Annotated in this window: 28 protein-coding genes; 14 read left to right on the top strand and 14 right to left on the bottom strand. The window is 56.8% G+C overall.

The window, feature by feature from the left end; genetic code table 11:
• Positions 1 to 22: 22 nt before the first annotated feature.
• The 6 genes from C8029_RS21670 (at position 23) to C8029_RS21695 (ending at position 5545) form a co-directional block, all read left to right on the top strand.
• Positions 23 to 583, top strand: a complete 561-nt coding sequence (locus tag C8029_RS21670; protein ID WP_040402703.1) for a F0F1 ATP synthase subunit delta — start codon at positions 23 to 25, stop codon at positions 581 to 583.
• On the top strand, positions 583 to 2118 hold the full coding sequence (gene atpA, locus C8029_RS21675) for a F0F1 ATP synthase subunit alpha (RefSeq protein WP_152003731.1): 1536 nt from the start codon (positions 583 to 585) through the stop codon (positions 2116 to 2118). The genes C8029_RS21670 and atpA overlap by 1 nt, the downstream gene beginning before the upstream one ends.
• A 23-nt stretch (positions 2119 to 2141) precedes the next feature.
• A complete protein-coding gene (locus C8029_RS21680; protein WP_152003732.1) occupies positions 2142 to 3014 on the top strand; it encodes a F0F1 ATP synthase subunit gamma in 873 nt (290 codons plus the stop codon).
• A gap of 19 nt (positions 3015 to 3033) precedes the next feature.
• The gene (gene atpD, locus C8029_RS21685; RefSeq protein ID WP_009572975.1) at positions 3034 to 4458 is read left to right on the top strand and encodes a F0F1 ATP synthase subunit beta; all 1425 of its coding nucleotides are present in this window, start codon (positions 3034 to 3036) and stop codon (positions 4456 to 4458) included.
• A 136-nt stretch (positions 4459 to 4594) separates the two neighbouring features.
• Positions 4595 to 5005 (top strand): F0F1 ATP synthase subunit epsilon, encoded by a 411-nt coding sequence (locus C8029_RS21690; RefSeq protein WP_009572976.1) that lies wholly within the window; start codon positions 4595 to 4597, stop codon positions 5003 to 5005.
• 270 nt (positions 5006 to 5275) lie between these two features.
• On the top strand, positions 5276 to 5545 hold the full coding sequence (locus C8029_RS21695; RefSeq protein WP_332835021.1) for an H-type lectin domain-containing protein: 270 nt from the start codon (positions 5276 to 5278) through the stop codon (positions 5543 to 5545).
• An 86-nt stretch (positions 5546 to 5631) separates the two neighbouring features.
• On the opposite strand, the gene C8029_RS21700 is transcribed toward C8029_RS21695, so the two are convergent.
• Entirely contained in the window at positions 5632 to 6648 is a 1017-nt protein-coding gene (locus C8029_RS21700; protein ID WP_009572978.1) for a ribose-phosphate pyrophosphokinase, read from the bottom strand.
• Positions 6649 to 6857: 209 nt separating this feature from the next.
• Here C8029_RS21700 and C8029_RS21705 point away from each other — a divergent pair, with 209 nt between their 5' ends.
• Positions 6858 to 7457 carry a 2-hydroxychromene-2-carboxylate isomerase gene (locus tag C8029_RS21705; protein WP_009572979.1) on the top strand — a complete coding sequence of 200 codons (600 nt, stop codon included), beginning with the start codon at positions 6858 to 6860 and terminating at the stop codon, positions 7455 to 7457.
• Here the strand turns inward: C8029_RS21705 and C8029_RS21710 are convergent.
• The 8 genes from C8029_RS21710 to C8029_RS21745 all read right to left on the bottom strand — a co-directional run bounded on the left by C8029_RS21710 (position 7454) and on the right by C8029_RS21745 (position 13969).
• Entirely contained in the window at positions 7454 to 8488 is a 1035-nt protein-coding gene (locus C8029_RS21710) for a threonine aldolase family protein (protein ID WP_009572980.1), read from the bottom strand. The genes C8029_RS21705 and C8029_RS21710 overlap by 4 nt on opposite strands.
• Positions 8488 to 8937, bottom strand: coding sequence for a YcgN family cysteine cluster protein (locus tag C8029_RS21715; protein WP_009572981.1), 450 nt, complete (start codon positions 8935 to 8937; stop codon positions 8488 to 8490). Before C8029_RS21715 ends, C8029_RS21710 begins: the two co-directional genes overlap by 1 nt.
• Positions 8934 to 9860, bottom strand: coding sequence for a bifunctional riboflavin kinase/FAD synthetase (locus C8029_RS21720; protein WP_009572982.1), 927 nt, complete (start codon positions 9858 to 9860; stop codon positions 8934 to 8936). The genes C8029_RS21715 and C8029_RS21720 overlap by 4 nt, the downstream gene beginning before the upstream one ends.
• A gap of 27 nt (positions 9861 to 9887) precedes the next feature.
• Positions 9888 to 10331, bottom strand: a complete 444-nt coding sequence (locus C8029_RS21725) for a MaoC family dehydratase (protein WP_009572983.1) — start codon at positions 10329 to 10331, stop codon at positions 9888 to 9890.
• Positions 10332 to 10510: 179 nt separating this feature from the next.
• Complete coding sequence (locus tag C8029_RS21730) at positions 10511 to 11386, bottom strand: TIGR01459 family HAD-type hydrolase (protein ID WP_009572984.1); 876 nt, start codon at positions 11384 to 11386, stop codon at positions 10511 to 10513.
• A gap of 96 nt (positions 11387 to 11482) precedes the next feature.
• Complete coding sequence (locus C8029_RS21735) at positions 11483 to 11962, bottom strand: GNAT family N-acetyltransferase (RefSeq protein WP_009572985.1); 480 nt, start codon at positions 11960 to 11962, stop codon at positions 11483 to 11485.
• A 62-nt stretch (positions 11963 to 12024) separates the two neighbouring features.
• Positions 12025 to 12945 (bottom strand): manganese-dependent inorganic pyrophosphatase, encoded by a 921-nt coding sequence (locus tag C8029_RS21740; protein WP_009572986.1) that lies wholly within the window; start codon positions 12943 to 12945, stop codon positions 12025 to 12027.
• A 124-nt stretch (positions 12946 to 13069) separates the two neighbouring features.
• Positions 13070 to 13969: a hypothetical protein gene (locus C8029_RS21745; protein ID WP_009572987.1), complete on the bottom strand. Its 900-nt coding sequence runs from the start codon at positions 13967 to 13969 to the stop codon at positions 13070 to 13072.
• 119 nt (positions 13970 to 14088) lie between these two features.
• On the opposite strand from C8029_RS21745, the gene C8029_RS21750 reads away from it, so the two are divergent.
• The 4 genes from C8029_RS21750 to C8029_RS21765 all read left to right on the top strand — a co-directional run bounded on the left by C8029_RS21750 (position 14089) and on the right by C8029_RS21765 (position 17758).
• A complete protein-coding gene (locus C8029_RS21750) occupies positions 14089 to 14751 on the top strand; it encodes a DUF2161 domain-containing phosphodiesterase (protein WP_009572988.1) in 663 nt (220 codons plus the stop codon).
• Between the two features lie 233 nt (positions 14752 to 14984).
• A complete protein-coding gene (locus C8029_RS21755; protein WP_009572989.1) occupies positions 14985 to 15272 on the top strand; it encodes a co-chaperone GroES in 288 nt (95 codons plus the stop codon).
• A 42-nt stretch (positions 15273 to 15314) separates the two neighbouring features.
• On the top strand, positions 15315 to 16958 hold the full coding sequence (gene groL, locus C8029_RS21760) for a chaperonin GroEL (protein ID WP_009572990.1): 1644 nt from the start codon (positions 15315 to 15317) through the stop codon (positions 16956 to 16958).
• Between the two features lie 299 nt (positions 16959 to 17257).
• The gene (locus C8029_RS21765; RefSeq protein ID WP_009572991.1) at positions 17258 to 17758 is read left to right on the top strand and encodes a GNAT family N-acetyltransferase; all 501 of its coding nucleotides are present in this window, start codon (positions 17258 to 17260) and stop codon (positions 17756 to 17758) included.
• Positions 17759 to 17764: 6 nt separating this feature from the next.
• Here C8029_RS21765 and C8029_RS21770 read toward each other — a convergent pair whose 3' ends face one another.
• The 3 genes from C8029_RS21770 to C8029_RS21780 all read right to left on the bottom strand — a co-directional run bounded on the left by C8029_RS21770 (position 17765) and on the right by C8029_RS21780 (position 19643).
• Complete coding sequence (locus tag C8029_RS21770) at positions 17765 to 18847, bottom strand: 5-(carboxyamino)imidazole ribonucleotide synthase (RefSeq protein WP_152003734.1); 1083 nt, start codon at positions 18845 to 18847, stop codon at positions 17765 to 17767.
• Complete coding sequence (purE, locus tag C8029_RS21775; protein WP_009572993.1) at positions 18840 to 19325, bottom strand: 5-(carboxyamino)imidazole ribonucleotide mutase; 486 nt, start codon at positions 19323 to 19325, stop codon at positions 18840 to 18842. The genes C8029_RS21770 and purE overlap by 8 nt, the downstream gene beginning before the upstream one ends.
• A gap of 99 nt (positions 19326 to 19424) precedes the next feature.
• Positions 19425 to 19643 carry a YdcH family protein gene (locus C8029_RS21780; protein ID WP_074645749.1) on the bottom strand — a complete coding sequence of 73 codons (219 nt, stop codon included), beginning with the start codon at positions 19641 to 19643 and terminating at the stop codon, positions 19425 to 19427.
• Between the two features lie 210 nt (positions 19644 to 19853).
• On the opposite strand from C8029_RS21780, the gene C8029_RS21785 reads away from it, so the two are divergent.
• The 3 genes from C8029_RS21785 (at position 19854) to C8029_RS21795 (ending at position 21266) form a co-directional block, all read left to right on the top strand.
• The gene (locus C8029_RS21785; protein WP_009572995.1) at positions 19854 to 20267 is read left to right on the top strand and encodes an Hsp20 family protein; all 414 of its coding nucleotides are present in this window, start codon (positions 19854 to 19856) and stop codon (positions 20265 to 20267) included.
• Positions 20268 to 20271: 4 nt separating this feature from the next.
• Positions 20272 to 20511 carry a DUF1150 family protein gene (locus C8029_RS21790; RefSeq protein ID WP_009572996.1) on the top strand — a complete coding sequence of 80 codons (240 nt, stop codon included), beginning with the start codon at positions 20272 to 20274 and terminating at the stop codon, positions 20509 to 20511.
• 272 nt (positions 20512 to 20783) lie between these two features.
• Entirely contained in the window at positions 20784 to 21266 is a 483-nt protein-coding gene (locus tag C8029_RS21795; RefSeq protein WP_009572997.1) for a cytochrome b, read from the top strand.
• 75 nt (positions 21267 to 21341) lie between these two features.
• Here the strand turns inward: C8029_RS21795 and C8029_RS21800 are convergent, their stop codons facing one another.
• Positions 21342 to 23054 carry a bifunctional sulfate adenylyltransferase/adenylylsulfate kinase gene (locus tag C8029_RS21800; protein WP_009572998.1) on the bottom strand — a complete coding sequence of 571 codons (1713 nt, stop codon included), beginning with the start codon at positions 23052 to 23054 and terminating at the stop codon, positions 21342 to 21344.
• 305 nt (positions 23055 to 23359) lie between these two features.
• Entirely contained in the window at positions 23360 to 24304 is a 945-nt protein-coding gene (gene trxB, locus C8029_RS21805; protein ID WP_009572999.1) for a thioredoxin-disulfide reductase, read from the bottom strand.
• Positions 24305 to 24628 lie beyond the last annotated feature (324 nt).

The following is a 24628-nucleotide window of genomic DNA, read 5'->3' on the forward strand; positions in this document are numbered from 1 at the left end:
CAAAGACATCGGAAGGGTGGACGTGTCCGAACCAGCTTCGATCTCCCGCGGCATCGCCGCACGCTATGCAACGGCCATTTTTCAATTGGCCAAAGAAGGCAATGCCATCAAGGCTCTTGAGGGAGACGTGGCAACATTGTCCACGGCCCTCAGTGAGAGTGCCGATCTGACGGCTCTTATCTCATCGCCGCTCTATTCACGCGAAGAGCTTGAGGCCGCGATTGTTGCCATCGCCAAAAAGGCCGGCCTGTCGGACATCTTGTCCAACACTCTGGCACTGATGGCTCAGAATCGCCGGATCTTTGCCCTGCCGCAACTCGTGGCCTCTTTGAGCGATATGCTTGCCGAAGAGCGTGGTGAAGTGACGGCCGAGGTTGCGTCCGCAAAGGCGCTGACCAAAACGCAGACCACCAAACTTGCCAAGACCCTCTCGGAGACTTTTGGCAAGGACGTGACTATCAATGCGACCGTGGATGAAGCCCTCATCGGCGGTCTTGTCGTTAAAGTGGGTTCGAAGATGATCGACACGTCGATCGCCTCCAAACTCAACTCCCTCCAGAATGCAATGAAAGAGGTCGGATAATGGGAATCCAGGCAGCCGAAATTTCTGCGATCCTCAAGGAGCAGATTAAAAACTTTGGCCAAGAGGCCGAAGTCGCTGAAGTGGGGCGCGTGCTCTCCGTCGGGGACGGGATCGCGCGCGTGTACGGTCTCGATAATGTTCAAGCCGGTGAGATGGTCGAATTCCCCGGTGGTATCCGCGGGATGGCGCTCAACCTTGAAGCCGACAACGTCGGTGTCGTGATCTTCGGGTCCGACCGCGCGATCAAAGAAGGTGACGTTGTGAAACGCACCAAATCCATCGTGGACGTGCCCGCAGGTGACGCCCTTTTGGGTCGCATCGTGGACGGTCTGGGCAATCCGATTGACGGCAAAGGTCCGATCAACACCGCCGAGCGTCGCATCGCAGACAGCAAGGCACCGGGCATTATCCCGCGTAAATCCGTGCACGAACCGATGGCCACTGGCCTCAAATCCGTGGACGCGATGATCCCGATCGGCCGTGGCCAGCGTGAGCTGATCATTGGTGACCGTCAGACCGGCAAAACCGCTGTGGCACTCGACGCGATCCTCAACCAAAAATCCTACAACGATGCAGCCAAGTCCGAAAACGACAAACTCTACTGCATCTACGTTGCTGTTGGTCAGAAACGCTCCACGGTGGCTCAGCTTGTGAAAAAGCTCGAAGAAACCGGCGCGATCGAATACACCATCGTTGTGGCCGCAACCGCGTCCGATCCGGCCCCGATGCAGTTCATGGCCCCCTACGCCGCGACCGCAATGGCCGAGCATTTCCGCGACAATGGCCGTCATGCTTTGATCATCTACGATGATCTCTCGAAACAAGCTGTGTCCTATCGCCAGATGTCCTTGCTTCTGCGTCGTCCGCCGGGGCGTGAAGCCTATCCGGGTGACGTGTTCTACCTCCACTCTCGCCTGCTGGAACGCTCTGCGAAACTCAACGAAGATTTCGGGTCTGGCTCGCTCACCGCTCTGCCGATCATCGAAACTCAGGGTGGCGACGTGTCCGCGTTTATTCCGACCAACGTGATCTCGATCACCGACGGTCAGATCTTCTTGGAAACCGAACTGTTCTACCAAGGCATTCGTCCTGCTGTGAACACCGGTCTCTCCGTGTCCCGCGTTGGGTCCTCGGCTCAGACCAAAGCCATGTCCTCTGTGGCGGGTCCGGTGAAACTGTCGCTGGCTCAGTACCGCGAGATGGCCGCGTTTGCTCAGTTCGGGTCTGACCTCGACGCTTCCACTCAGCGTTTGCTGAACCGTGGCGCGCGTTTGACTGAACTGATGAAACAGCCGCAGTACTCGCCGCTGACCAACGCCGAAATCGTCTGCGTCATCTTCGCTGGCACCAATGGCTACCTGGACAAAGTCCCGGTGAAAGAGGTTGGCAAGTATGAAGCACAGATGCTTGAGTTCCTGCGCAACCAGCACGCCGATATTCTTGAGTGGATCACAAACGAAGATCCGAAGATCAAAGGTGAGCCTGCAGATAAGCTTAAGGCTGTTCTGGACGAATTCGCCAAGACTTACGCGTAATCCCGAGGATTAAGGACAGCTAGATGCCCAACCTCAAGGACCTTAAAAACCGGATCGCCAGCGTGAAATCCACGCGGAAGATCACGAAGGCCATGCAAATGGTGTCTGCCGCAAAATTGCGGCGGGCCCAGGATGCGGCCGAGGCCTCGCGCCCCTATGCAGAGCGTTTCAACGCTGTGCTGGGTGCGTTGTCGGCCTCTGTAGGTGGCTCTGATACCGCGCCCCGGCTTCTGGCCGGGACGGGGAAAGATGATGTGCAGCTGCTCGTTGTCATGACCTCTGAAAAGGGGCTGTGCGGTGGCTTCAACACCAATATCGTAAGATTGGCGCGCCTGCGGATCGCTGAACTCAAAGCCCAGGGCAAAACGGTGAAAATCATCACCGTTGGCAAAAAGGGCCGTGAACAGTTGAAACGCGACTTTTCGGACCTGTTTGTCGAACATTTTGACCTCTCTGATGTCAAAAAGCTCGGCTATGTCCACGCGCAGAACATCGCCAAAGGTCTTTTGGCCCTCTTCGACTCGCTTGAGTATGATGTGGCCACGATCTTTTATGCGAAGTTCCAAAACGTGGTGACACAGGTGCCGACCGCCCAGCAGATCATCCCCGCCGCCTATGAGGCAAGCGAGGATACCGGAGGCTCTTTGTACGATTATGAGCCGTCCGAAGAGGCCATCTTGGCTGACCTTCTGCCGCGCGGCGTGGCCACGCAAATCTTTGCAGCTCTTTTGGAAAACGCGGCCTCCGAACAGGGTGCGCGCATGTCCGCAATGGACAACGCAACCCGCAACGCAGGCGATATGATCGACCAACTGACGATCCAGTATAACCGCTCGCGTCAGGCCGTCATCACCAACGAGCTTATCGAAATCATCTCGGGCGCTGAAGCGCTCTAAGAACACCGGAGACAGATACATGGCACAAGCAAAAGGCAAGATCACGCAGGTGATTGGCGCCGTTGTGGACGTTCAGTTCGATGGCGACCTTCCCGCTATTCTGAACGCTCTTGAAACCGACAACAACGGCAACCGTCTGGTTCTCGAAGTTGCTCAGCACCTTGGTGAAAACTCTGTGCGCACCATCGCGATGGACGCCACAGAAGGCCTCGTGCGCGGTCAGGACGTGACCAACACCGGCGGCCCGATCACGGTCCCTGTGGGTCCGGCCACCTTGGGCCGCATCCTGAACGTCACCGGCGATCCGGTTGACGAAAAAGGCCCGATCAACGCCACCGAATTCCGTCCGATCCACGCAGAAGCACCGGATTTCGACCAGCAGGCGACCGAAGCCGAAATCCTCGTCACCGGCATCAAAGTGATTGACCTTCTCGCTCCTTACTCCAAAGGCGGTAAAATTGGTCTCTTCGGTGGTGCGGGTGTTGGTAAAACGGTTCTCATCCAGGAGCTCATCAACAACATCGCCAAAGTGCACTCCGGTTTGTCCGTGTTTGCCGGCGTTGGCGAGCGGACCCGTGAAGGGAACGACCTTTACTACGAAATGATCGAATCCGGCGTTTTGACTCCTGACAACCTCACGGACTCCAAGATTGCTCTGGTTTACGGTCAGATGAACGAGCCTCCCGGCGCTCGTATGCGTATTGCGTTGACCGGTCTGACCCTGGCCGAGCAATTCCGTGACGCGACCGGCGCAGACGTTCTGTTCTTTGTGGACAACATCTTCCGCTTTACACAGGCTGGTTCCGAGGTGTCCGCACTTCTCGGTCGTATCCCGTCTGCTGTGGGCTACCAGCCGACATTGGCCACCGACATGGGCGCGATGCAGGAACGCATCACCTCCACCAAAAACGGCTCGATCACCTCGATCCAAGCTGTGTACGTTCCGGCCGATGACCTTACCGACCCTGCACCGGCAACAACCTTTGCTCACTTGGATGCAACCACGGTTCTTAACCGCGCGATTTCCGAGCTTGGTATCTACCCGGCTGTTGATCCGCTCGACTCGACCTCGCGTCTCATGGACCCGCAGATCGTTGGCGAAGAGCACTATTTGGTGGCACGTGATGTTCAGAACATCCTTCAGCGCTACAAGTCGTTGCAGGACATCATCGCCATCCTCGGGATGGACGAATTGTCGGAAGAAGATAAGCTGACCGTGGCGCGTGCCCGTAAAATTCAGCGTTTCCTCTCTCAGCCGTTCGACGTGGCAAAAGTGTTCACCGGCTCTGATGGTGTGCAGGTTCCGCTCGAAGACACGATCTCTTCGTTCAAAGCTGTTGTCGCTGGCGAATACGATCACCTGCCGGAAGCTGCCTTCTACATGGTTGGTGGGATCGGTGACGTGCTCGCAAAAGCCGAAAAACTGGCCGCTGAAGCTGCTTAATCGTTCACCCTAAGCGTTTCGAGATACAGCCCCCCCCTGGGATTGATCTCGAACGCTCGCGACATCAATATCGGGCACAGGTTTTCCCCAGTATTGTGAGCGACTTGCCGGGAAAACCATTTGAAGGAGGCCATTCATGGCTGCTAATGTCCAATTTGATCTCGTCTCTCCTGAGCGGAAATTGACCTCCGTTCTCGTGGAGCAGGTGCAGATTCCGGGGGCCGATGGTGACCTCACCGCGATGGCTGGTCATGAGCCGACCATCTTGTCGCTGCGTCCCGGTCTTTTGACCGCGACGGGGGCAGGCGTTGAGGAGCAATATGTCGTGACGGGGGGCTTTGCCGAGCTGTCCGCCGACACGATCTCTGTTTTGGCCGAACTGGCCCTGCCGCGGGGCGAAATGTCCCAAGAGGTCGTCACCGATCTTCTCAAGCAGGCCACCAAAGCCCACGAAGAAGCGCATCCCGACGAACACCACATGACTCAAAAATTCCTCGCTGATCTGGTTCATATCGCCGAGGATCTTGGGTTCCACACCAATCTCTGATTGGCTGTGACACAGGTTTGAAAAGCCTCGCAGTTCGCGCTGTGGGGCTTTTTCTTTGCCTGATGTCAGGCACGGCACCCGTCGAGTGCAACCAGAGTGCGCATTCGATTGACTCAGCTCGCCCTTTTCCGCTTCCCTTTCAGATACCTTTTAGGCAATCTGAACCGGGGACAGAGATCAAAAGACCAAATGTTACGAATTGATAGTCATCAAATTGGAATAGAACAGGGGTCCATCCTGCTTTTTTCGGATTTTCAGGACGGCGGAGCGATGTGGACGGGCAAAGGCCCGCGCGAGTTGCGGCGTGTCGTCGAATTTGACGAGGCGTTTAGTCAGCGTCCCATGGTTCAGGTCAGCTTGTCGATGCTCGACATTGACCAAACCACCAACCACCGCGTTGATATCACAGCCGAAATGGTCTCCGAGGACGGGTTTGTGATCGTTTTCCGCACCTGGGGCGACACAAAGATTGCCCGTGTGCGTGCCGATTGGATGGCCATCGGCCCGGTACGTCACGAGGATGACTGGGACCTCTATTGAGCCAAGGCTGACATGAAAAAGGCGCGTGGGGACCCCATCGCGCCTTTCGTGTGTCTCACCTATCAGATCGTTAAATCCGAAACGCTTCAGGGGTGATAGACACCCTCATAGAGCGGCACCAGTGTCTTGTCCTCAAACAAGCTTGACACGGAGGTGCCGTTCCACGTGTTGATGATCGCCTGCGCAAACAGCGGCGCGGTCGGCACGATGCGGATGTTTTTACAGGCTTTCGCCGTATCTGAGGCCTCAATCGAGTCGGTGATGACCAGTGAAGAGAGTTTGGAATTGGTCACGCGCTCAACAGCCGGGCCTGAGAGAACGCCGTGAGAAATATAGGCGTGCACCTCAGCCGCGCCGTGTTCCATCAAAAGATCGGCGGCTTTGCACAGCGTCCCTGCGGTATCGACAAGGTCATCGACGATGATACATTTTTTGCCGGCGACATTGCCGATGACGGTCATTTCGGCCACTTCACCGGCCTTTTCGCGGCGTTTGTCGACGATGGACAGCGGCGCTTCGATGCGTTTCGCCAATTCGCGGGCGCGGGCCACGCCGCCAACGTCGGGGGACACGATCATGATGTCCTCCAAGCCCTCTTTGAAATTGTGTTTGATGTCGAGGGCGAACACCGGCGAGGCGTAAAGGTTGTCCACCGGAATGTCGAAAAAACCCTGAATCTGGGTCGCGTGCAGATCCATCGTCAACACCCGCTCAATCCCCGCTTCGACCAACATGTTGGCGACGAGTTTGGCGGTGATCGGTGTGCGGGCTTTGGTACGGCGGTCCTGACGAGCATAGCCGAAGTACGGGATCACAGCAGTGATCCGACCCGCGCTGGAGCGGCGCAGAGCATCGGTGATGATCAGCAATTCCATCAGGTTGTCATTGGCTGGGTTTGAGGTCGGTTGAACAATGAACATGTCCTCGCCGCGCACGTTTTCATAGACCTCGACGAAAATCTCGCCGTCATTGAACCGCTCCACACGCGCATCGCACAGGTCGATGGACATGCCCCGGTGCATTGACAAGCGCCGGGCGATGGCGTTGCCAAGCGTGCGGTTGGCATTTCCTGAAATGATTTTCGGTTCGTGAGTGGAGGGCATGAGCGCATTTCCCGAGGTGATTTGGCCAGATCTGTCACGGAATCGTAACGTGCCCACCGCTTACCACTCAGACCGCGCATCGTCTATGTCAGAGGTAGGGTGGCGCTGCGTGAACTGTGTCTTTCTCGTTCTTTTGCGGTGAAACTGGTTTTCCACCAGGGCCGCGCACAGTAACGTCATGGCGAAACGCATCCATCGGGAGGGACCAAATGGCCCATATTGATTACTATTTTTCGCTCTTGTCGTCCTTCACCTATCTCGCGGGTGACCGTTTTGCCGAAATCGCTGCCAGTCATGGCGCGACCGTGCACTACAAACCCTATGATATTCTCGCCATGTTTGACCGCACAGGCGCACCGCGTCCGGCGCAGCGCACCGAAGGGCGCAAACTGTACCGGATGCAGGAACTCAAACGCTTTGCCGCCAAATTGGACAAGCCAATGAAGTTTGAGCCGGCATTCTGGCCGACCAACGTTGCGCCTGCCTCCTATGCGGTGATCGCGGCGCAAGAGGCGGGGGGTGGTGATCTCGACGGATTGGTGCAGCGCCTGTTGAACGCGGTCTGGGAAGAGGACAAAAATATCGCCGAGGATGCGGTGATCACCGAGGCGCTCAAGGCCTCTGGCTTTGATCCGATGTTGTCGATGACCGGGATGTTGAAGGGCGCCGAGGTCTATGCGCGCAACCTGGAGGACGCGCTTGCGGCCGGGGTGTTTGGCTCGCCATTTTATATCGTGACCGACACGGACGAGCGGTTTTGGGGGCAGGACCGGTTGGAAGATCTGGACGCTTATTTGGCGGCGCTTTAGTCGGTAAGCGTCGCCAAAAGCGCGTCGACATCGGCCTCAGTCGTGGACCAGCTTGCGACAAACCGCGCGAGCATCGGCTGATCCGGGTCACCTATCACGGGCTGTGCGCCCCAAAGATTATAGACCGCGCCGCGTGCCTTTGCCTTGGCGTGTTGGGCGCGAGTCAGGCGGGCGAACACCATATTGCCCGCCACCTCATAGGCCAACTCGCCACCGATCTCGGTGATCCCGGCGGCCAATCGTGCACCCATGGCATTGGCCTGGGTTGCCAGCTCAAGCCATAGATCATCCTGAAGCCACGCCAGTATTTGCGCCGAGACATAGCGCGCTTTTGAGAGATTGTGCCCGCCGCGCATCCGGTTGCTTTCAAAGGCATTTTTGAGCGATGGATCAAACAGGATCGCCGCCTCTGCCGCCATCGCGCCGGTTTTGGTCGCTCCCAAAGAGAGCGCCGAAATTTCGCGGGTCATTTCCCATGGCGAGGCGTGCGAGGCCGCCATCGCATTGGCAAACCGCGCGCCATCTAAGTGCAGTGGCAACTGTGCGGCATCAGCGATCGCGGCGATGTCCGCCGGGCGATAGAGTTCGCCAAATTCGGTCAAGTTGGTCAGGGACACGGCAGCGGGCGGGCTGGCGTGAATGTCGTCTTTGGCGCCGTCAGAGATGACTTCACCGTGCAGCTCCTCAGGGGCCAGACGGCTGGCCGTACCGGGCAAAGGTTTGAGTTTCGCCCCGCCGGAATAAAATGGCACGGAGTTGCGTTCATCCACCTCGATATGCGCGGTTTTATGGCAATAGATGATGCCCCAGGGCGGGGTCATCGCCGCCAGAATCGCCGCATTGGTGCCGGTGCCGGAGGTCATCGGATAGACCAATGCGTCCGGGGCCTGAAACAGGTCGCGCAGCCGCTCGGTCAATTCCGCCGTCCAGCGGTCCGTGCCGTAGGGGGAGGCGTAGCCGTCATTGGCTTTGGTCAGCGCTTCCATCAGTTTTGGATGCACGCCGGAGGTGTTGTCAGACCCAAAAAACATCAGCTCGGCTCCTCAATGATATAGTCTTCCCACTCGTCCTCATCGACCTCGAATTCCGGGACGGTGCGTCCGCGCACAGAGACGCCTGCGGCATGGACGCTTTCGGGATCGCCGGTCAACAGCGGATGCCAGTCGGGCAACTCGCGCCCCTGCCACAACAGGCGATAGGCGCAGGTGACGGGCATCCAATAGGCATGGGTTTCGATGGTCTCGGGGCTGAGTTGAATGCACTCAGGCACAAGGTTTTTGCGGATCTGATATTGGCCGCATTGGCAGGACTGATCATCCAAAAGCCGACAGGCGACGCGGGTTAAAAACACCTCGCCGGTGTCCGCATCCTCGATTTTATTAAGGCAACATTTGCCGCAGCCGTCACACAGCGCTTCCCATTCTTCGGGGGTCATCTTTTTGAGCGGGACGGTTTCCCAAAACCGGGGGCGCGTGCTCATTCCAGAGCGCCAAGGATCTGACGCGCCCGCTCGCAATCGGCATTCATTTGCACGATCAGCGCATCCAAATCAGTGAACACCAATTCGGGCCGCAGGTAATCGACAAAGGCGACGGAGAGATGTTCGTCGTAAAGATTGCCTTCAAAATCAAACACAAAGGTCTCAAGGCAGGGCAGATTTGCGCCAAAGGTCGGTTTGACGCCCAGAGACGCCGCGCCTTGATAGCTGCCTTTGTTCGGGCCGGTGAGGACATCGACCAGCACCGCGTAGACGCCAAATTTCGGCGCATGCAGCCCAGCGATGGACATATTGGCCGTCGGAAAGCCAAGATCGCGACCGCGTTTGTCGCCATGCCCGACCATGCCCTCGATGCGGTGCCAGTGACCCAGCATATTGGCGGCATCTTTCGGTCGGCCTTCGGCCAAAGCCACGCGGATCGCAGAGGAGGAGGAGACGCCGCCATCGGTTTCCAAAAGCTCGGCCACGGTGACGCCAAAGCCCATCTCTTCGCCAAACCGTTTGAGGTCTTCGACTTTGCCGGCGCGTTTGGAGCCAAAGCAAAAATCGGCCCCGACCACGACATGGCTCAGGCCAAGCCCGTCTTTGATCACGCTGCGGGCAAATTGTTCTGGCGTCATCGCTGCCATATCGGCGTCAAACGGCAGTTGAAACAACTGTTCAACCCCGAGTTTCGCCAGTCGATTGGCCTTGGCTTCGGCATTCATCAGGCGAAAGGGCGGGGCGCCGGGGGCAAAATATTCACGCGGATGGGGTTCAAAGGTGACAAGACCAAGTGGGCCATATTGGCGCGCAAGGTCAATGACACGGCGGTGACCAAGGTGCACACCATCAAAATTGCCAATGGCGGCAGAACAGCCTTTGGCCTCGTCAGGAATGTCGGTCCAGTGCGTGTGAATCTGCATGGGGCTCCTCGCGGGGAGCCCCCCGCGTCAGTCGAATTTGCGGCTCGGCGCAAGCACCATAGCCTCGCCTTTCAAGACTACGGTATCGCCTACGGTACAGCGACATTCAAGAGCAACCCGGCGTTTTGCGTGGATGATGTCGGTTACGGTCACTTCGGCCAACACGGTGTCGCCGGGGCGCACGGGGGCGAGGAATTTCAAAGTCTGGCCCATATAGATGGTGCCATGGCCGGGCAATTGCTCGCCAATCACCGCCGAAATGAGACCCGCCGTCAACATGCCATGGGCGATGCGGCCTTCGAAAATCGTGTCGTTGGCATAGTCATCGTCGAAATGCACGGGGTTGCGGTCGGTCGAAACTTCACCAAACAACTCGATGTCATGATCGGTGATGGTTTTGCGCAAAGAGCGCGTCATCCCGATTTCGATGTCCTCGATGCAGATGGTTCCGCGGGGCATATTGTCCAACATGATCTCCGAATCCTTCGCTGTGTTGCAGTGCAGCATAGACTCAAATGATAAACGAAACAATATTGCGCGAAAGAAAAAAACTAAAATGTGATGTTGTGTGCAAATATATTTCGCACAACATGTCTCTTATTTGAGGCAGTTTGTGGTGTGGCGCGGCCTGTTTGCCACGCCACAGCCACTTAGCGCAGAAGGGAAATGGCCGCTGTCGGAGCCAGGTTTTGCTCGGAGAGCCACATTTTCAACCGGGCAGGATCGGGGTTGATCGGATCGGGGCCGAATTCTTTGGCCGCCAAGCCGCCGGTGATGAACAATACGTCCAAGCCCTCGCCAATGCCGCCCATCACATCGGTGCCGATGCCATCGCCAATGCATAGGATGCGCGCGTCCTCGACCTCAGCGATGCGCGACAGGCGACGCCGCGCCAGATCATAAATCGGCGGGTGCGGTTTGCCGAAATAGAGGCTCTCACCGCCCATTTCGGTATAAAGCGCGGCCAAAGCCCCGGCGCACCATTCGCGGATTTCACCCCGATCGACAACAATGTCAGGGTTGGCACAGAGCAGTTTCATGCCCTTTTGCTTGGCGTAGAGGAAGGTGCCGCGATACTCTTCGGGATCGGCCAGAGGGTCTTCGGGACCAGAGCAGACAATGCCCTCCGCGTCCTTCAGCGGCACTTCGGTGATCTCAAGCGCTTCTTCCATAATGATGTCCATCGGCTGCATGAAATCGTCTTTGAACATGTCGCCGATGTGATGCACTTTTTGCCCCACCACGCCCAGATACATCGCCAAACGCGCCGAATCGCCTGAGGTGGCAATGGCGTCATAGGCGTCATCCGGCACGCCGAACTCTTTGATTTGAGTCGCAACCGAGCGCCAAGGTCGCGGCGAGTTGGTCACCAACACCACCTTGCCGCCGGTTTGACGGTACGCTTGCAGGGCCGCACAGGCCTCGGGGTAGGCGGTTACGCCGTTGTGGACACATCCCCACAGATCGACGAACAGCGCGTCGTAATTGGTGGAAATCTCGGGGAGCGATTGGATCAGGCGGGTCATTGGGGCCTCTGAATTTAGGGTCGCCTTTGATATAGGCTATTTGGGCGGAAAGGGGAGGGGCGGCATCAAGCGCAACGGATCGGGACCCTCAGCATGTCAGCCTTCAAAGGCTCTGGGGTAGATCAGCGCGGGAGTCTTCGTCTGTGTCGGGCCTGCGATCAAGGTGTGGTCCAGCGGATAGGGAGAGGTGAAGCCCGCCGGGATCGGGGCAAAACCGCAGCGGGTGTAAAATGCCGGATCGCCCAAAACGACCAAGCTGTTGCCGCTCATCACCGACCATTGCGAGATCATGCCAACAAGGCGTCGACCATGGCCATGACGTTGCAGATCGGGGCGGATGGCGACCGGGGCGAGGCAGAGCCAGCCTTTGGGTGAGACCATGGTCGAGAGCGCGGCATAGCCGACAATCCCCTCGGAGGAGGGCAGGACCATTTCGCCGGCGATCGCGCGGGTTTTGCGCAGATCATCGACCAGTTTGGCCTCGTCTTTTTGGCCAAAAGCGGCGGTCAAAAGGGCGAAGACCTCGTCCTCTTCGCCGCGTTTCAGTTCGCGCATGAAATCCGGGCGTGTCGCCATGAACGGCTCCTCAAACGAAAAAGGCCCGCCGGATTGGGCGGGCCTTTGGGCTATCGCTTAGATTACAGCTTCAGGTTCGGAATGATCTGTTTTTTGCGGGACATGATGCCCGGCAGCACAACAGAGTCGCCCGTCACAGTGGCGCCAAAGGATTTCTCCGCCACGGCTTTCACCACATCGTTTTGCACGAACATGGTGGCTTCTTCATTCAGAATATCGACCACGAACAACAGCACATGATCCACGCCGTCTTCCTTGGCGACATCGACCATGGAAGCCAACAGGCTGGCTTTGCGGTCCAGCACGATTTTCGGCGCGGTGGTTTCCAACACGGAGACGCGGAATTTGGTGCCTTCGACGGCGTATTCTTTCGAATCCATCCGCAACAATTCGGCGTCAGAAAAGGCGGAGACATCGGATTTGGCTTCGAACATTTCAGAGGCGTATTGGCCCAAGTTGATGTTCAGTTCAGAGGCCAGTTTTTCGGCCAGGGCTTTGTCCACGTCCGTGGTGGTTGGGGACCGGAATTCCAATGTGTCGGACAGGATGCAAGACAGCATCGCGCCTTTGATGTTGTCGGGCATTTTGGCGGCATCGTCGCCCATCAGGTCATACATGATTGTCGCGGTGCAGGCGAGCGGGCGGATGGTGATGTCGATCGGACCTTTGGTCTCAAGGCCGCCCACAAGTTTGTGGTGGTCAATGATGGCGATGACATTGGCGTCATTGATTGCGTCCGGCAATTCGGCCGGGTTGTTGGTGTCGACGATGACAACGTTCTGGCCTTCAGCAACCTCAGAAATGATCTCGGGCATTTCAAAGCCCCATTTCTCAACCACAAACGCGGCTTCTGTGTTCGGCGCGCCCAAAAGCACGGGTTTGGCGTCAACGCCTTTCACTTCGTTGAGGTACCATGCCCAGATGAGCGGGGAACCGGTGGAATCTGTGTCAGGGGATTTGTGGCCGAAAACGAGCGTGGTCATATGTCTGTCCCATAGATAGCGTGAGGATATTGGTATTTCGCGGTCCTTATAGGCGGTGCAGCATGGCTTGTCACCTGTTGAGCGCAGGGCTGTTTCGGTCGGTCGCGTGCAGGAGCATGTGGCGCTAAAACGCCCCGATATATCGAGGGGCGAGGCGAATGATATATTCTTCCTCATCGCGCGGCTCGACCCGCCAGCCCTCGTAAATCAATTCCAGCCGTTGGTTTAAAAAACTGGCCGCATCACCGGGAGCCGCTTTGAGGTCAAAGGGGCGATCCATACCTGTCTCGATCAACGCGCGGACCTGATCGGCGCCGCGACCAAAACCACGGATGCCGCGCGGAATGCGTTCGTCCCTTGTCCGTGCGCGCCGTGTTGCGATGCGCGCGTCATGGGCCAGCGTGTCGTAATGCGATTGCCACAGTGCGCTGTCCAACAGTTTCAAATGCGCCAACATCAACGCGCTATCCACTTTGAATTTTGTGTGCTTGAGGGAATGCCCGCCGGGCATCATTTCGACCGGCGCTGTGATGATGCAGGGTTTACAAAACCGCGCGCGCAAAACGGCATAGGGCGCCTGTTCAGACAGAGGCTTGTCCCAATCCAGTCCCGCAAGATTGTTTTGGTCGCCATTCAGGGGCAGGACGTCATAGCCGACAGGGGCAAAATGGCCCTGATCCGCCAAAGACAGCAAATACTCTTTGCGGTCCGTGCCCACCTCGGGGTCCAGGACGATCAACTCATCGACGTCGTTGACCTGAACAACCTTGTAATATTCCAACAGGCCGGAGGCGTAGTTGGACAGGAACCGCCACCGGATCGCATCGAATTCCGCGTTGAATTCGCGCGGCAGGGTGATGTAATTTGTGCCCTCTGCGACGGCGGCTTGTGCCGGATCATCGCCGTGAGAAATGACAAACAGGTTTTCGCGGCCATAAGCGGCGGCGTTATGCTCGACCCATTTTTTGAGAAGTACGGGAGAATTCCATGCCATCGTGACTGCAGCAACTTTATTCGGTTTCACGTCAATCCCTTCTGTTCTCAAATGCGAGGCGATATCTTATGAGCGCAGATATAGCAGAAGTTCCCGATGAGGAATTCGTTAGTTGCCGGAATGGGGTGTGAATTGGAGGGGATACCGTCATGACCCTGAAAGAAACCGATCTTTATTCGCCCGTCAAAGCCCATTTCGAGGGGCTTGGTTATGACGTGAAAGCCGAGGTCAGGGGCGCCGATGTGATGGCGGTGAAACCAGATGAGGCCCCGGTGATCATTGAGCTGAAGACCGGGTTTTCGCTGATTCTGTTGCAACAGGGCATAGCCCGTCAGGCGTTGACTGATCGGGTCTACCTTGCCGTGCCGCGGTGGAAGGGCAAGGCGGGCTGGCGGATGTTCAAAGGCAATCTCGCGCTGTGCAAACGTCTGGGGCTTGGGGTGATCTCGGTGAATGTGGCGGAGCAGGCGGTGCAGGTGCATCACGATCCCCGGCCCTTTGTGCCGCGTAAGAACAAGGCCAAGTCTGCCAAACTGGTCAAAGAATTTGCGACCCGCGAGGGCGATCCTAACCTTGGTGGCACCCCGGCAGGTGGGCGGGTGACGAGTTATCGCCAAAACGCCGTGCGCTGTCGGGCGCATCTTTTGGAACATGGGCCGAGCAAAGGTCATGTGGTGGCAAAAGCCACAGGGGTGGCTCAGGCGACTCGGATCATGGCCGACAATCACTATGGCTGGTTTATGCGTGCCTCTCTCGGCGTCTATGCGCTCACAGATGCGGGCTTGAATGTGGAAATACCTTTGAAATCCTAGAGTTTATTGCAAAATTGCACCGTGGGCGCACCGGTGGTTTCGCCATTGGTCGCCAAGCAATTTGAGCGCAGGCTTTGGCATAAATTTTTCAAATCACGGCTGTTGACAGCTCTCCTTGTCCTCCCTAACTATGCAGCGTTGTCACTCACAGGCAGTGAGTGCTAACGCAAGATTTACGCCCACCCAAAGAGGTGGTGCTGACAACTGAAACTTTGAGCAAGGGAGCCTCGAAGATGGCATTTAAACCGCTGCATGACCGCGTTGTAGTTCGTCGCGTTGAAGGCGATGAAAAAACCAAGGGCGGCCTGATCATCCCCGATAGCGCAAAAGAAAAACCGGCCGAAGGCGAAATCGTCTCCGTTGGTGAAGGCGCACGTAAAGACAGCGGCGAGTTGATCGCGCCGAGCGTCAAAGCAGGTGACATCGTTCTGTTCGGCAAATGGTCCGGCACCGAAATCACCGTTGAGGGCGAAGAACTGCTCATCATGAAAGAGTCGGACATTCTCGGCATCATCGCCTGAGATCGCCCCCCTTTTCCTTTCACCTGAATTCAGGAGCTTACCATGGCTAAAGAAGTCAAATTCGACGTCGATGCACGCAACCGCATGCTGCGTGGCGTGAACATCCTCGCAGATGCTGTTAAAGTGACCCTCGGCCCGAAAGGCCGTAACGTTGTCATCGAAAAATCCTTCGGGTCGCCGCGCATCACCAAAGACGGTGTGTCGGTTGCCAAAGAGATTGATCTCGAAGACAAGTTCGAAAACATGGGCGCGCAGATGGTCAAAGAAGTGGCCTCGCGTACCAATGACGAAGCTGGCGACGGTACCACCACCGCCACCGTGCTTGCTCAGGCGATCATCAAAGAAGGCCTCAAGCAGGTTGCTGCTGGTCTGAACCCGATGGACCTGAAGCGCGGGATCGACCTTGCGACCCTCAAAGTCGTTCAGGCGATCAAAGACGCGTCTCGTCCGGTGAGCGACACTGCCGAAGTGGCTCAGGTTGGCACCATCTCCGCCAACGGCGAAGCTGAAATCGGTCGTCAAATCGCCGATGCGATGCAGAAAGTCGGCAACGACGGCGTCATCACTGTCGAAGAAAACAAAGGCATGGAAACCGAGACCACCGTGGTCGAAGGCATGCAGTTCGACCGTGGCTACCTGTCCCCGTATTTTGTCACCAACCCGGACAAAATGATCGCAGAACTCGAAGATTGCATCGTGCTTTTGCACGAGAAAAAACTCTCTTCGCTGCAGCCGATGGTGCCGCTTCTCGAGCAGGTCATCCAGTCGCAAAAGCCGCTTCTCATCATCGCTGAAGATGTGGAAGGCGAAGCGCTTGCAACCCTCGTGGTCAACAAACTGCGCGGCGGTCTGAAAATCGCAGCTGTCAAAGCACCGGGTTTCGGCGATCGCCGCAAAGCCATGTTGCAAGACATCGCGATCCTCACCGGTGGTCAGGTGATCTCCGAAGATCTCGGCATGAAACTCGAAAATGTCACCATGGACATGCTCGGTTCCGCCAAGAAAATCTCGATCACCAAAGACGAAACCACCATCGTTGATGGCGCAGGCGCCAAGGCCGAGATCGAAGCTCGCGTGGCTCAGATCCGCACCCAGATCGAAGAAACCACCTCTGACTACGATCGCGAAAAACTCCAGGAGCGCGTGGCCAAACTCGCTGGTGGTGTGGCCGTGATCCGCGTTGGCGGCATGACCGAGGTCGAAGTGAAAGAGCGCAAAGACCGTGTGGACGATGCTCTCAACGCAACCCGCGCCGCTGTCCAAGAAGGCATCGTCGTTGGCGGTGGTGTGGCTCTGGTTCAGGCTGGTAAAGTGCTCGAAGGTCTGACCGGTGAAAACTCCGATCAGAACGCCGGTATCGCCATCGTGCGCCGTGCGCTCGAAGCTCCGCTGCGTCAGATTGCTGAAAACGCTGGCGTCGATGGCGCTGTTGTGGCTGGCAAAGTGCGCGAATCCACCGACCTTACCTTTGGCTTCAACGCTCAAACCGAAGAATATGGCGACATGTTCGCGTTCGGTGTGATCGACCCGGCCAAAGTGACCCGCACCGCTTTGGAAGATGCGTCTTCCATCGCTGGTTTGCTGATCACCACCGAAGCCATGATCGCCGACAAGCCGTCGAAAGATGGCGGCAATGGCGGTATGCCCGACATGGGCGGCATGGGTGGCATGGGCGGCATGATGTAAGGGATTTCCACTCGGAAATCGCTTGGTCTCAGCCCAATCGCTAAATCATCTAAGGGTCGCTTTCGGGCGGCCCTTATCTCTTTGTCCGGGTTGGTTCTGGTGCGGGCACCAAAGATGTGGGGCGCGTTAAGTGCGGTGGGGGCGAAAAAACTTTCTTGATGCCATATGTCGCACCCTGCCTGCCCAGAAAAACAACATATTCGCCTCAGTCCTATGATTTTACAAAGATAAGCCAGTTGCCGCTTGCATGCCCCGCGCTCGCCCTGCAAAGTTTTAACAACCCTTTTAGAGATATAGACATGTTCTTGCGCCCCCTGACCTCTGACGATGATTTGCCGCTGTCCATCTTGTTGGACGGCACTTTCGGCGGGCCGGAGATGTACCGATTTGCTCTGGCATTGCGTCAGGAAGACGCGGTCGCGATGGAGCGCGTGGCAGTCGAAGACGGGCGGATTATCGGTTATATTTGTTGCGCACGCATGATTGTGCCGCAAGATTGGTGGGCGCTGTCGATTTTGGCGGTTTCTCCCAACCGTCACAAACGTGGGATGGGGCGTGAATTGGTGACCCGTGGCATGAACCATGCCAAGCGCGAAGGCGCCAAAGCTGTGGTCGTTGTCGGTGATCCGGCCTATTTCCATCGAGTTGGGTTTTCAACGCTGGCGGCATCGCGTTTGGAAACGCCTTTTGCCTCCGAATACACCTCGCTCTATCCGATTGCGCCGGGCACCGGGATGCAATCTGAGCGATTGATCTACCCTAATGCCTACACGCGTCTCAATGAGAACCTTGTCACCTAAAGCGGTTTAGCTCGCAGGCCCCAAGACCGTGTTCACATGGCCCATTTTACGGCCCGGTTTCGCATCCGCTTTGCCATAAAGGTGGATCGCGACAGCGCTGTTTTTGGCAAACTCGGGCATGCGGTCCACATCGTCGCCGATGAGATTGAGCATCTCCACATTGGAGTGGCGCGTTCCGTCGCCCAAGGGCCAACCGACCACGGCGCGGATATGTTGTTCGAACTGATCAATCACACAGCCGTTTTGGGTCCAATGGCCCGAATTGTGCACGCGCGGCGCGACTTCATTGACCACAAGCCCTTGCGGTGTGACAAAGAGTTCGACCCCCATGACGCCGACATAATCCAGCGCATTCAATATTTTAGCGGCCAAAAGCACAGCGTCGGTGCGTTGGGCGGGGGAGAGGCGTGCGGGCACCGTGGTGGTGTGCAAAATGCCGTTGGTGTGGACGTTTTCACCCGGATCGAAACAGGAAATATCCCCCGCCTGACCGCGCGCGGCAATCACCGATACCTCATGGGTAAAGCTGACGAAGCCTTCCAAAACTGCCGAAGCGCCTGCCATATCGGCCAGCGCTTGCGGGGCATCGTCGGGCGACATGATCCGCGCCTGACCTTTGCCGTCATAGCCAAAGCGGCGGGTTTTCAGGATGGCGGGGGTGCCAATTTCGGCAATGGCTTCGGCCAAATCGACCGCGTCATCGACGGCGGCAAAGGGGGCGACCGTCAGGCCCAAACCCGACAAAAATGCCTTTTCCGCCAAACGGTCTTGCGACACGGCCAAGGCTTTGCGGTTTGGGCGGATCGGAACGATGGATTCGATCAGATCAAGCGCCGACGTTGGCACGTTTTCGAACTCATAGGTCACCACATCGACCGACTGCGCGAATGTTTTCAATGCCTCGACGTCGTCATAGCCAGCCTGGACATGAGCGTTGGCGACATGGGAGGCCGGGCAATCGCCGCCGGGTTCGAACACGCAGGTTTTGAATCCCAGACGGGAGGCGGCGACCGACAACATGCGGCCCAGTTGACCACCGCCCAAAATGCCGATGGTTGTGCCAGAGGGGAGGGGGGTCACATCAGTCATCCGTGGGCTCATCCGGGATAGAGGCAGAGAGGGCGTCGCGCCACGCATCCAGGCGCACGGCCAAACCCGCATCGGTGATCGCCAAAATGCCTGCGGCCATCAGGCCGGCATTGGCTGCGCCCGCTTCGCCAATGGCCATGGTGGCGACCGGAAAGCCCTTGGGCATTTGAACGATGGAATAGAGGCTATCAACGCCGGACAAGGCGCGGGTTTGCACCGGCACGCCGACCACGGGGATGCGGGTTTTCGACGCCATCATGCCGGGTAAATGCGCCGCCCCGCCGGCCCCCGCGATGATCACTTTGAGACCCCGGTCTGCAGCCTCTTTGCCATAGCTCCAAAGCCGGTCCGGCGTGCGGTGGGCGGAGACGATTTTTGCCTCATAAGAGATGCCCAATTCGTCCAGAATTTCCGCTGCGCGTTTCATGGTCGGCCAATCGGATTGGCTGCCCATAATGATGCCGACGTCGACGCTCATATGATTGATCCCTCAGAAGATAGGTTCGCGATGTGTTGCACTCGCCCGCCTTATAACGTGCAGCCGATTTTTCGCAACGGGACGTTTGGAAAAGCCGCTTCAGGCGATGATATCTGGAGTGATTTCATCTTCGATGACCGCGATCCGGTCCTTGAGCGACAGCTTTTGCTTTTTCATTCGCTGAAGCCGCAGGGCATCCAAATGACCGGTTTGCTGCATCGCTTCAATGGCGACATCAAGATCACGATGTTCGCGTTTGAGCACTTCAAGTTTCACCCGAAGCACGTCGTTATGATCCATTCGGTTGGACACGTTCATCGCGTTGTCTCTATCTGTTTTTCTGGTCTGTTGTCGCCGCCAATATTGCGGGCGCACGGTCTGTTTCAACTCTACTCCTAAACTTTCAAAACTCAAAGCACTCTGCTCGCCTCTCTTGAAGCCCGCGTTGCAACTCCCATATCTTAACCAAAGGGCCGCCGCTTTTGGGGCCCTTGATGGAACACAGTCGCTTCTGGGAGAGGACGTGTAATGACGAAAGTAAGTTTTGGCGCCCATCCGTTTTTATTGGGCTTCGACCAATTGGAACGTTTGGTGGAACGCACCGCAAAATCGGACGCGGGGGCTTATCCGCCTTATAATATTGAACAATCCTCCGATCACACCTATCGGATCACCCTTGCCGTGGCTGGGTTTTCGGATGCGGACCTGTCGATCACGCTGGAGGACCGGCAATTGGTTGTGCGTGGACGCCAAGCCGAGGATGCGGAGACGCGGGTTTTCCTACATCGTGGCATCGCGGGCCGTCAGTTTCAGCGTGCTTTCGTGTTGGCCGATGGGGTCGAAGTCACCGGTGCGTCAACGGAAAACGGGCTATTGCACATAGATCTCAATCGCGCCGTGGCCGAAAGCGTTGTTCAAACCATTCAAATACGGAAGGGATAAGCCCATGAATGCTTCATACCCACATTTCCCGGCGGCAGGCGTCGGATCAGAGGAAAAAATTGTCTATGTACGTCCCGTTGCCGTGTCTGATTTGCCCAAAGAGGTGCAAAGTCAGGCCGAGGGTCTCGACCATATCTATTCGGTGAATGACGCTGAGGGCACACGGCTTGCGCTTGTTGCCAATCTTCCTTTGGCTTTCGCTTTGGCGCGTGAACATGACTACGCGCCGGTGAATGTGCACTAAAGCGTTTTGCTTTTGATCTGATTAAGATCAGGAGCAAAGCGCCCGCAACTTCGAAGGCGCGTGGGACTTTTGCAAATTTCCTGATTCAGGAAAGATGCAAAAGACTTTAAAGACCCGAATCCTGCGCCAAACCGGGTAAACCCAAGGTATAGTCCCCCTAAAAAGCCAAAACAGTATTTGCGCTTGGGGGGCTTTTATCCCTATCTCTAGGTCAGGCACCACCGAGCCGGCACGCTCGGTCTTTCCCCAACTGACCTGAGAGTGAGCGTCATATGAAAACCTCCCAATCTTATTCCATGCTGCAAAAGCTGTTGCACTGGGCCGTCGTTTTGACCTTTGCGTTTAACTATATCGTCTCTGATGGCATGGGGCGTGCGCTTGATGCGTTCTTGAAGACGGGGGTGAATGACACTCTCACCGCCAAATTCCATGTGATCGTGGGTGTTGTCACGCTTGTCTTGATGATCCTGCGCGTCCTTGTTCGTCTGATCCAAGGCGCGCCCGCCATGCCGCCCGCGCCGCACCCTTTGATGGAAAAAGCCGCGCAACTCGTGCATGTCGGTCTGTATGCGACCATGATCCTGACGCCAATGGCGGGGGCGTCCGCTTGGTTCCTTGGGGTCAAGATTGCAGGCGACGTCCATGAGGTTTTGGTCAACCTGACCGTCCTGCTCATCCTCGTTCACGTCGCGGCGGCGCTCTATCATCAGTTCATTTTGAAAGACAATCTGCTCAAACGGATGTCACTGCGCTGAGATCTCTCGCGCTGATTACGCAAAAAGCCCCGATCCTCAGGACCGGGGCTTTTTCATGACAAAGGCGTTGGGTTGTTATTGAGCGGCAATCAGACCCATGGCTTCGAGTTTCAAAATCACCTGATGCGCACAGTTGTCGACATCGGCACCAACCGTATCCACGCGCAGTTCGGGTTTTTCCGGGACATCGTAAGGATCTGAAATCCCGGTGAATTCTTTGATCTTGCCTTCGCGGGCCAGTTTGTAGAGCCCCTTGCGATCACGTTTTTCACATTCTTCGATCGAGGTCGCGACATGGACTTCGACAAAGGCACCAAAGGCTTCGACATCTTCGCGCACGGCGCGGCGGGTCGTTGCATAGGGTGCGATCGGCGCACAGATGGCGATGCCGCCATTTTTGGTGATCTCAGAGGCAACATAGCCGATGCGGCGGATGTTCAGGTCACGGTGCTCTTTCGAGAAACCCAGCTCAGAGGACAGGTTTTTACGCACGATGTCGCCATCGAGGAGCGTGACCGGGCGCCCGCCCATTTCCATCAGTTTAACCATCAAAGCGTTGGCGATGGTGGATTTGCCAGAGCCAGAGAAACCGGTGAAGAACACGGTGAACCCCTGTTTAGAGCGCGGCGGTTTGGTGCGGCGCAGCTCTTTCACAACTTCCGGGAAAGAGAACCATTCCGGGATTTCAAGACCTTCGGCCAAGCGACGACGCAGTTCGGTGCCGGAGATGTTCAGGATGGTGATTTTATCCTTGTCTTCGATCTCGTCAATGGCTTCGTACTGAGCGCGCTCCTGGACCCAAACCATGTGTTTGAAGTCGACCATTTCGATGCCCATTTCCTCTTGATGCTCGCGGAACAGGTCCTGCGCATCATAGGGGCCATAGAAATCTTCGCCTTTGGAATTGTTGCCGGGGCCTGCGTGGTCACGACCGACGATGAAATGGGTACAGCCGTAGTTGGCGCGGATCAAGCCGTGCCACACAGCTTCGCGGGGACCCGCCATACGCATGGCCAGCGGCAAAAGCGACATCGCAGTGGTCGAGGCCGGGTATTTGTCCAGCACGGCCTCGTAGCAACGCACGCGGGTGAAGTGATCCACGTCGCCCGGTTTGGTCATGCCAACGACCGGATGAATCAAAAGGTTGGCCTGGGCTTCTTTCGCGGCGCGGAAGGTCAGTTCCTGGTGCGCGCGGTGCAACGGGTTGCGGGTTTGGAAGGCCACAACTTTGCGCCAGCCCATTTTGCGGAAATAGGCACGCAGTTCGTTCGGCGTGTCGCGACGGCCACGGAAATCGTAATGCACCGGCTGTTGAATGCCGGTGATCGGACCGCCGAGGTAGACTTTGCCGGCGGTGTTGTGAAGGTAATTCACGGCCGGGTGGGCGTCATCATCCGCGCCAAAGACGCTCGCGGCCTCTTTCGCTTTGTTCGGCACCCAATTATCGGTGACCGTCATCGTCGCAAGAATCACGCCCTCTTGGTCGCGCAGCGCGATGTCTTGGCCGTCTTCGAGGGCTTCAGCGAAGGCTTCGGACACATCCAGTGTGATCGGCATCGGCCAAAGCGTTCCGTCCGCCAGACGCATGTTGTCGACGACACCATCATAATCGGCCTCGGTCAGAAACCCTTTGAGCGGGTTAAACCCACCGTTCATCAGCAACTCAAGGTCGCAAATCTGGCGCGGGGTCAAGTCCCAGCTTACGAGATTGGCGGCCTCAACTTTCAGCTTTTGTGCGCTCTCATAAGAGACGTAAAGCTCAGGGATCGGTGCAAGGTTTTGGGACATACGGAAGGCCTTTTTTGGCTGGACAGTTCGACGATGTACAATAATTGACCCTGATCGGGTCAATCTCGTCCGATTAGCCTGAGCTCGGCATGAAAATCAACATGCTGCAGGTGCAGAAAGATGAAATGAGGCTCAAAGGCCTCATTCTTTGATCTATTCCGACCAATTTTCCGACAAATGTCGATCTTGAGAGATCAATATCCCGGTTTCGTCATTTTCATAGACACCGCATGCTGCCCGTCAGAGACCGGGCCGCCCGTGGGAGCGACTCAGTTTCGGGCGGGCAGTATGTGGCATGGCGGAGCTTACTCTTGGGCGGCAAGCCAATGTTCGGCGTCAAGGGCGGCCATACAGCCCATGCCTGCGCTTGTCACCGCTTGGCGGTATTTGTGATCGGTCAAATCACCCGCTGCAAACACACCGGGGATTGAGGTTTCGGTCGATCCCGGTTTCACCTTCACATAGCCGCCGTTGTGCAGTTCCAATTTACCCTTGACCAACTCCGTCGCGGGAGCGTGCCCAATGGCGACAAACACGCCTTTGGCCGGAATTTCGGTGATTTCTCCGGTTTTGACATTGCGGGCGCGCACGCCGTTGACGCCTTTGAGCGGGGCTTCGTCGCCAAAAACTTCAACCAATTCGTGATTCCAGAGCGGATGAATTTTCTCATTCTTCATCAACCGATCAATCAGGATTTTTTCCGCCCGCAAGCTGTCGCGGCGATGGATCAGCGTCACTTTCGAGGCGAAATTGGTCAAAAACAGCGCTTCTTCGACTGCCGTATTGCCGCCGCCGATCACAACGATCTCCATGCCGCGGTAAAAGAACCCGTCACAGGTGGCACAGGCCGAGACGCCAAAGCCCTTGAACGCCTCCTCAGAGTCGAGCCCAAGCCATTTTGCCCGCGCCCCCGTGGCCAAAATCACCGCATCCGCCGTGTAGATCGTGCCGCTGTCGCTTTTGGCCACGAAAGGGCGCACATCGGTGTCGAGCTCGGTGATCAGGTCGGAAATGATCTCCGTGCCCATGGCTTTGGCGTGCTCTTGCATCTTGACCATCAACTCGGGGCCTTGAATTTCGCTTTCGCCCGGCCAGTTTTCGACCTCGGTCGTGGTGGTCAATTGCCCGCCCGGCTCCATTCCTTGCACAAGGATCGGAGACAACATCGCGCGGGAGGCATAAACGCCCGCCGTGTAACCCGCCGGACCTGACCCGATGATCAGAACTTTGGTGTGTTTCGTGTCCGCCATTTTGGGGCCTCTTTCTTGGGATCTGTCGTGTTGGCTCCGATATAGGCATGACTGCGGCGTAGCGCAAACCCCGTTGGCTGTTCCTTTCTGCGCGGATGGGCGTTCAAAACGGCGCAGCGCTTGTGCGACCGTGTTGCCCCATTCAGCGGAATAAGGTCCGTTTTGATGGCGGATTTGGCCGATTTTGGCTGAAAGCATGGGCATGTGCTGCGATCTTGATCATCTCTTCGGTGAAATCCTCTTGAAATGATCTTGCTTAAATGAGAAAGAATGTTGCGCGCGGAGCCGCCTGCGCACATGTTTCGAAAAACATGCCCGATTTGG

Origin of the sequence: Roseobacter sp. TSBP12, assembly GCF_009129705.1 — a bacterium.
GTDB classification, from domain to species: Bacteria; Pseudomonadota; Alphaproteobacteria; order Rhodobacterales; family Rhodobacteraceae; genus Celeribacter; species Celeribacter baekdonensis_A.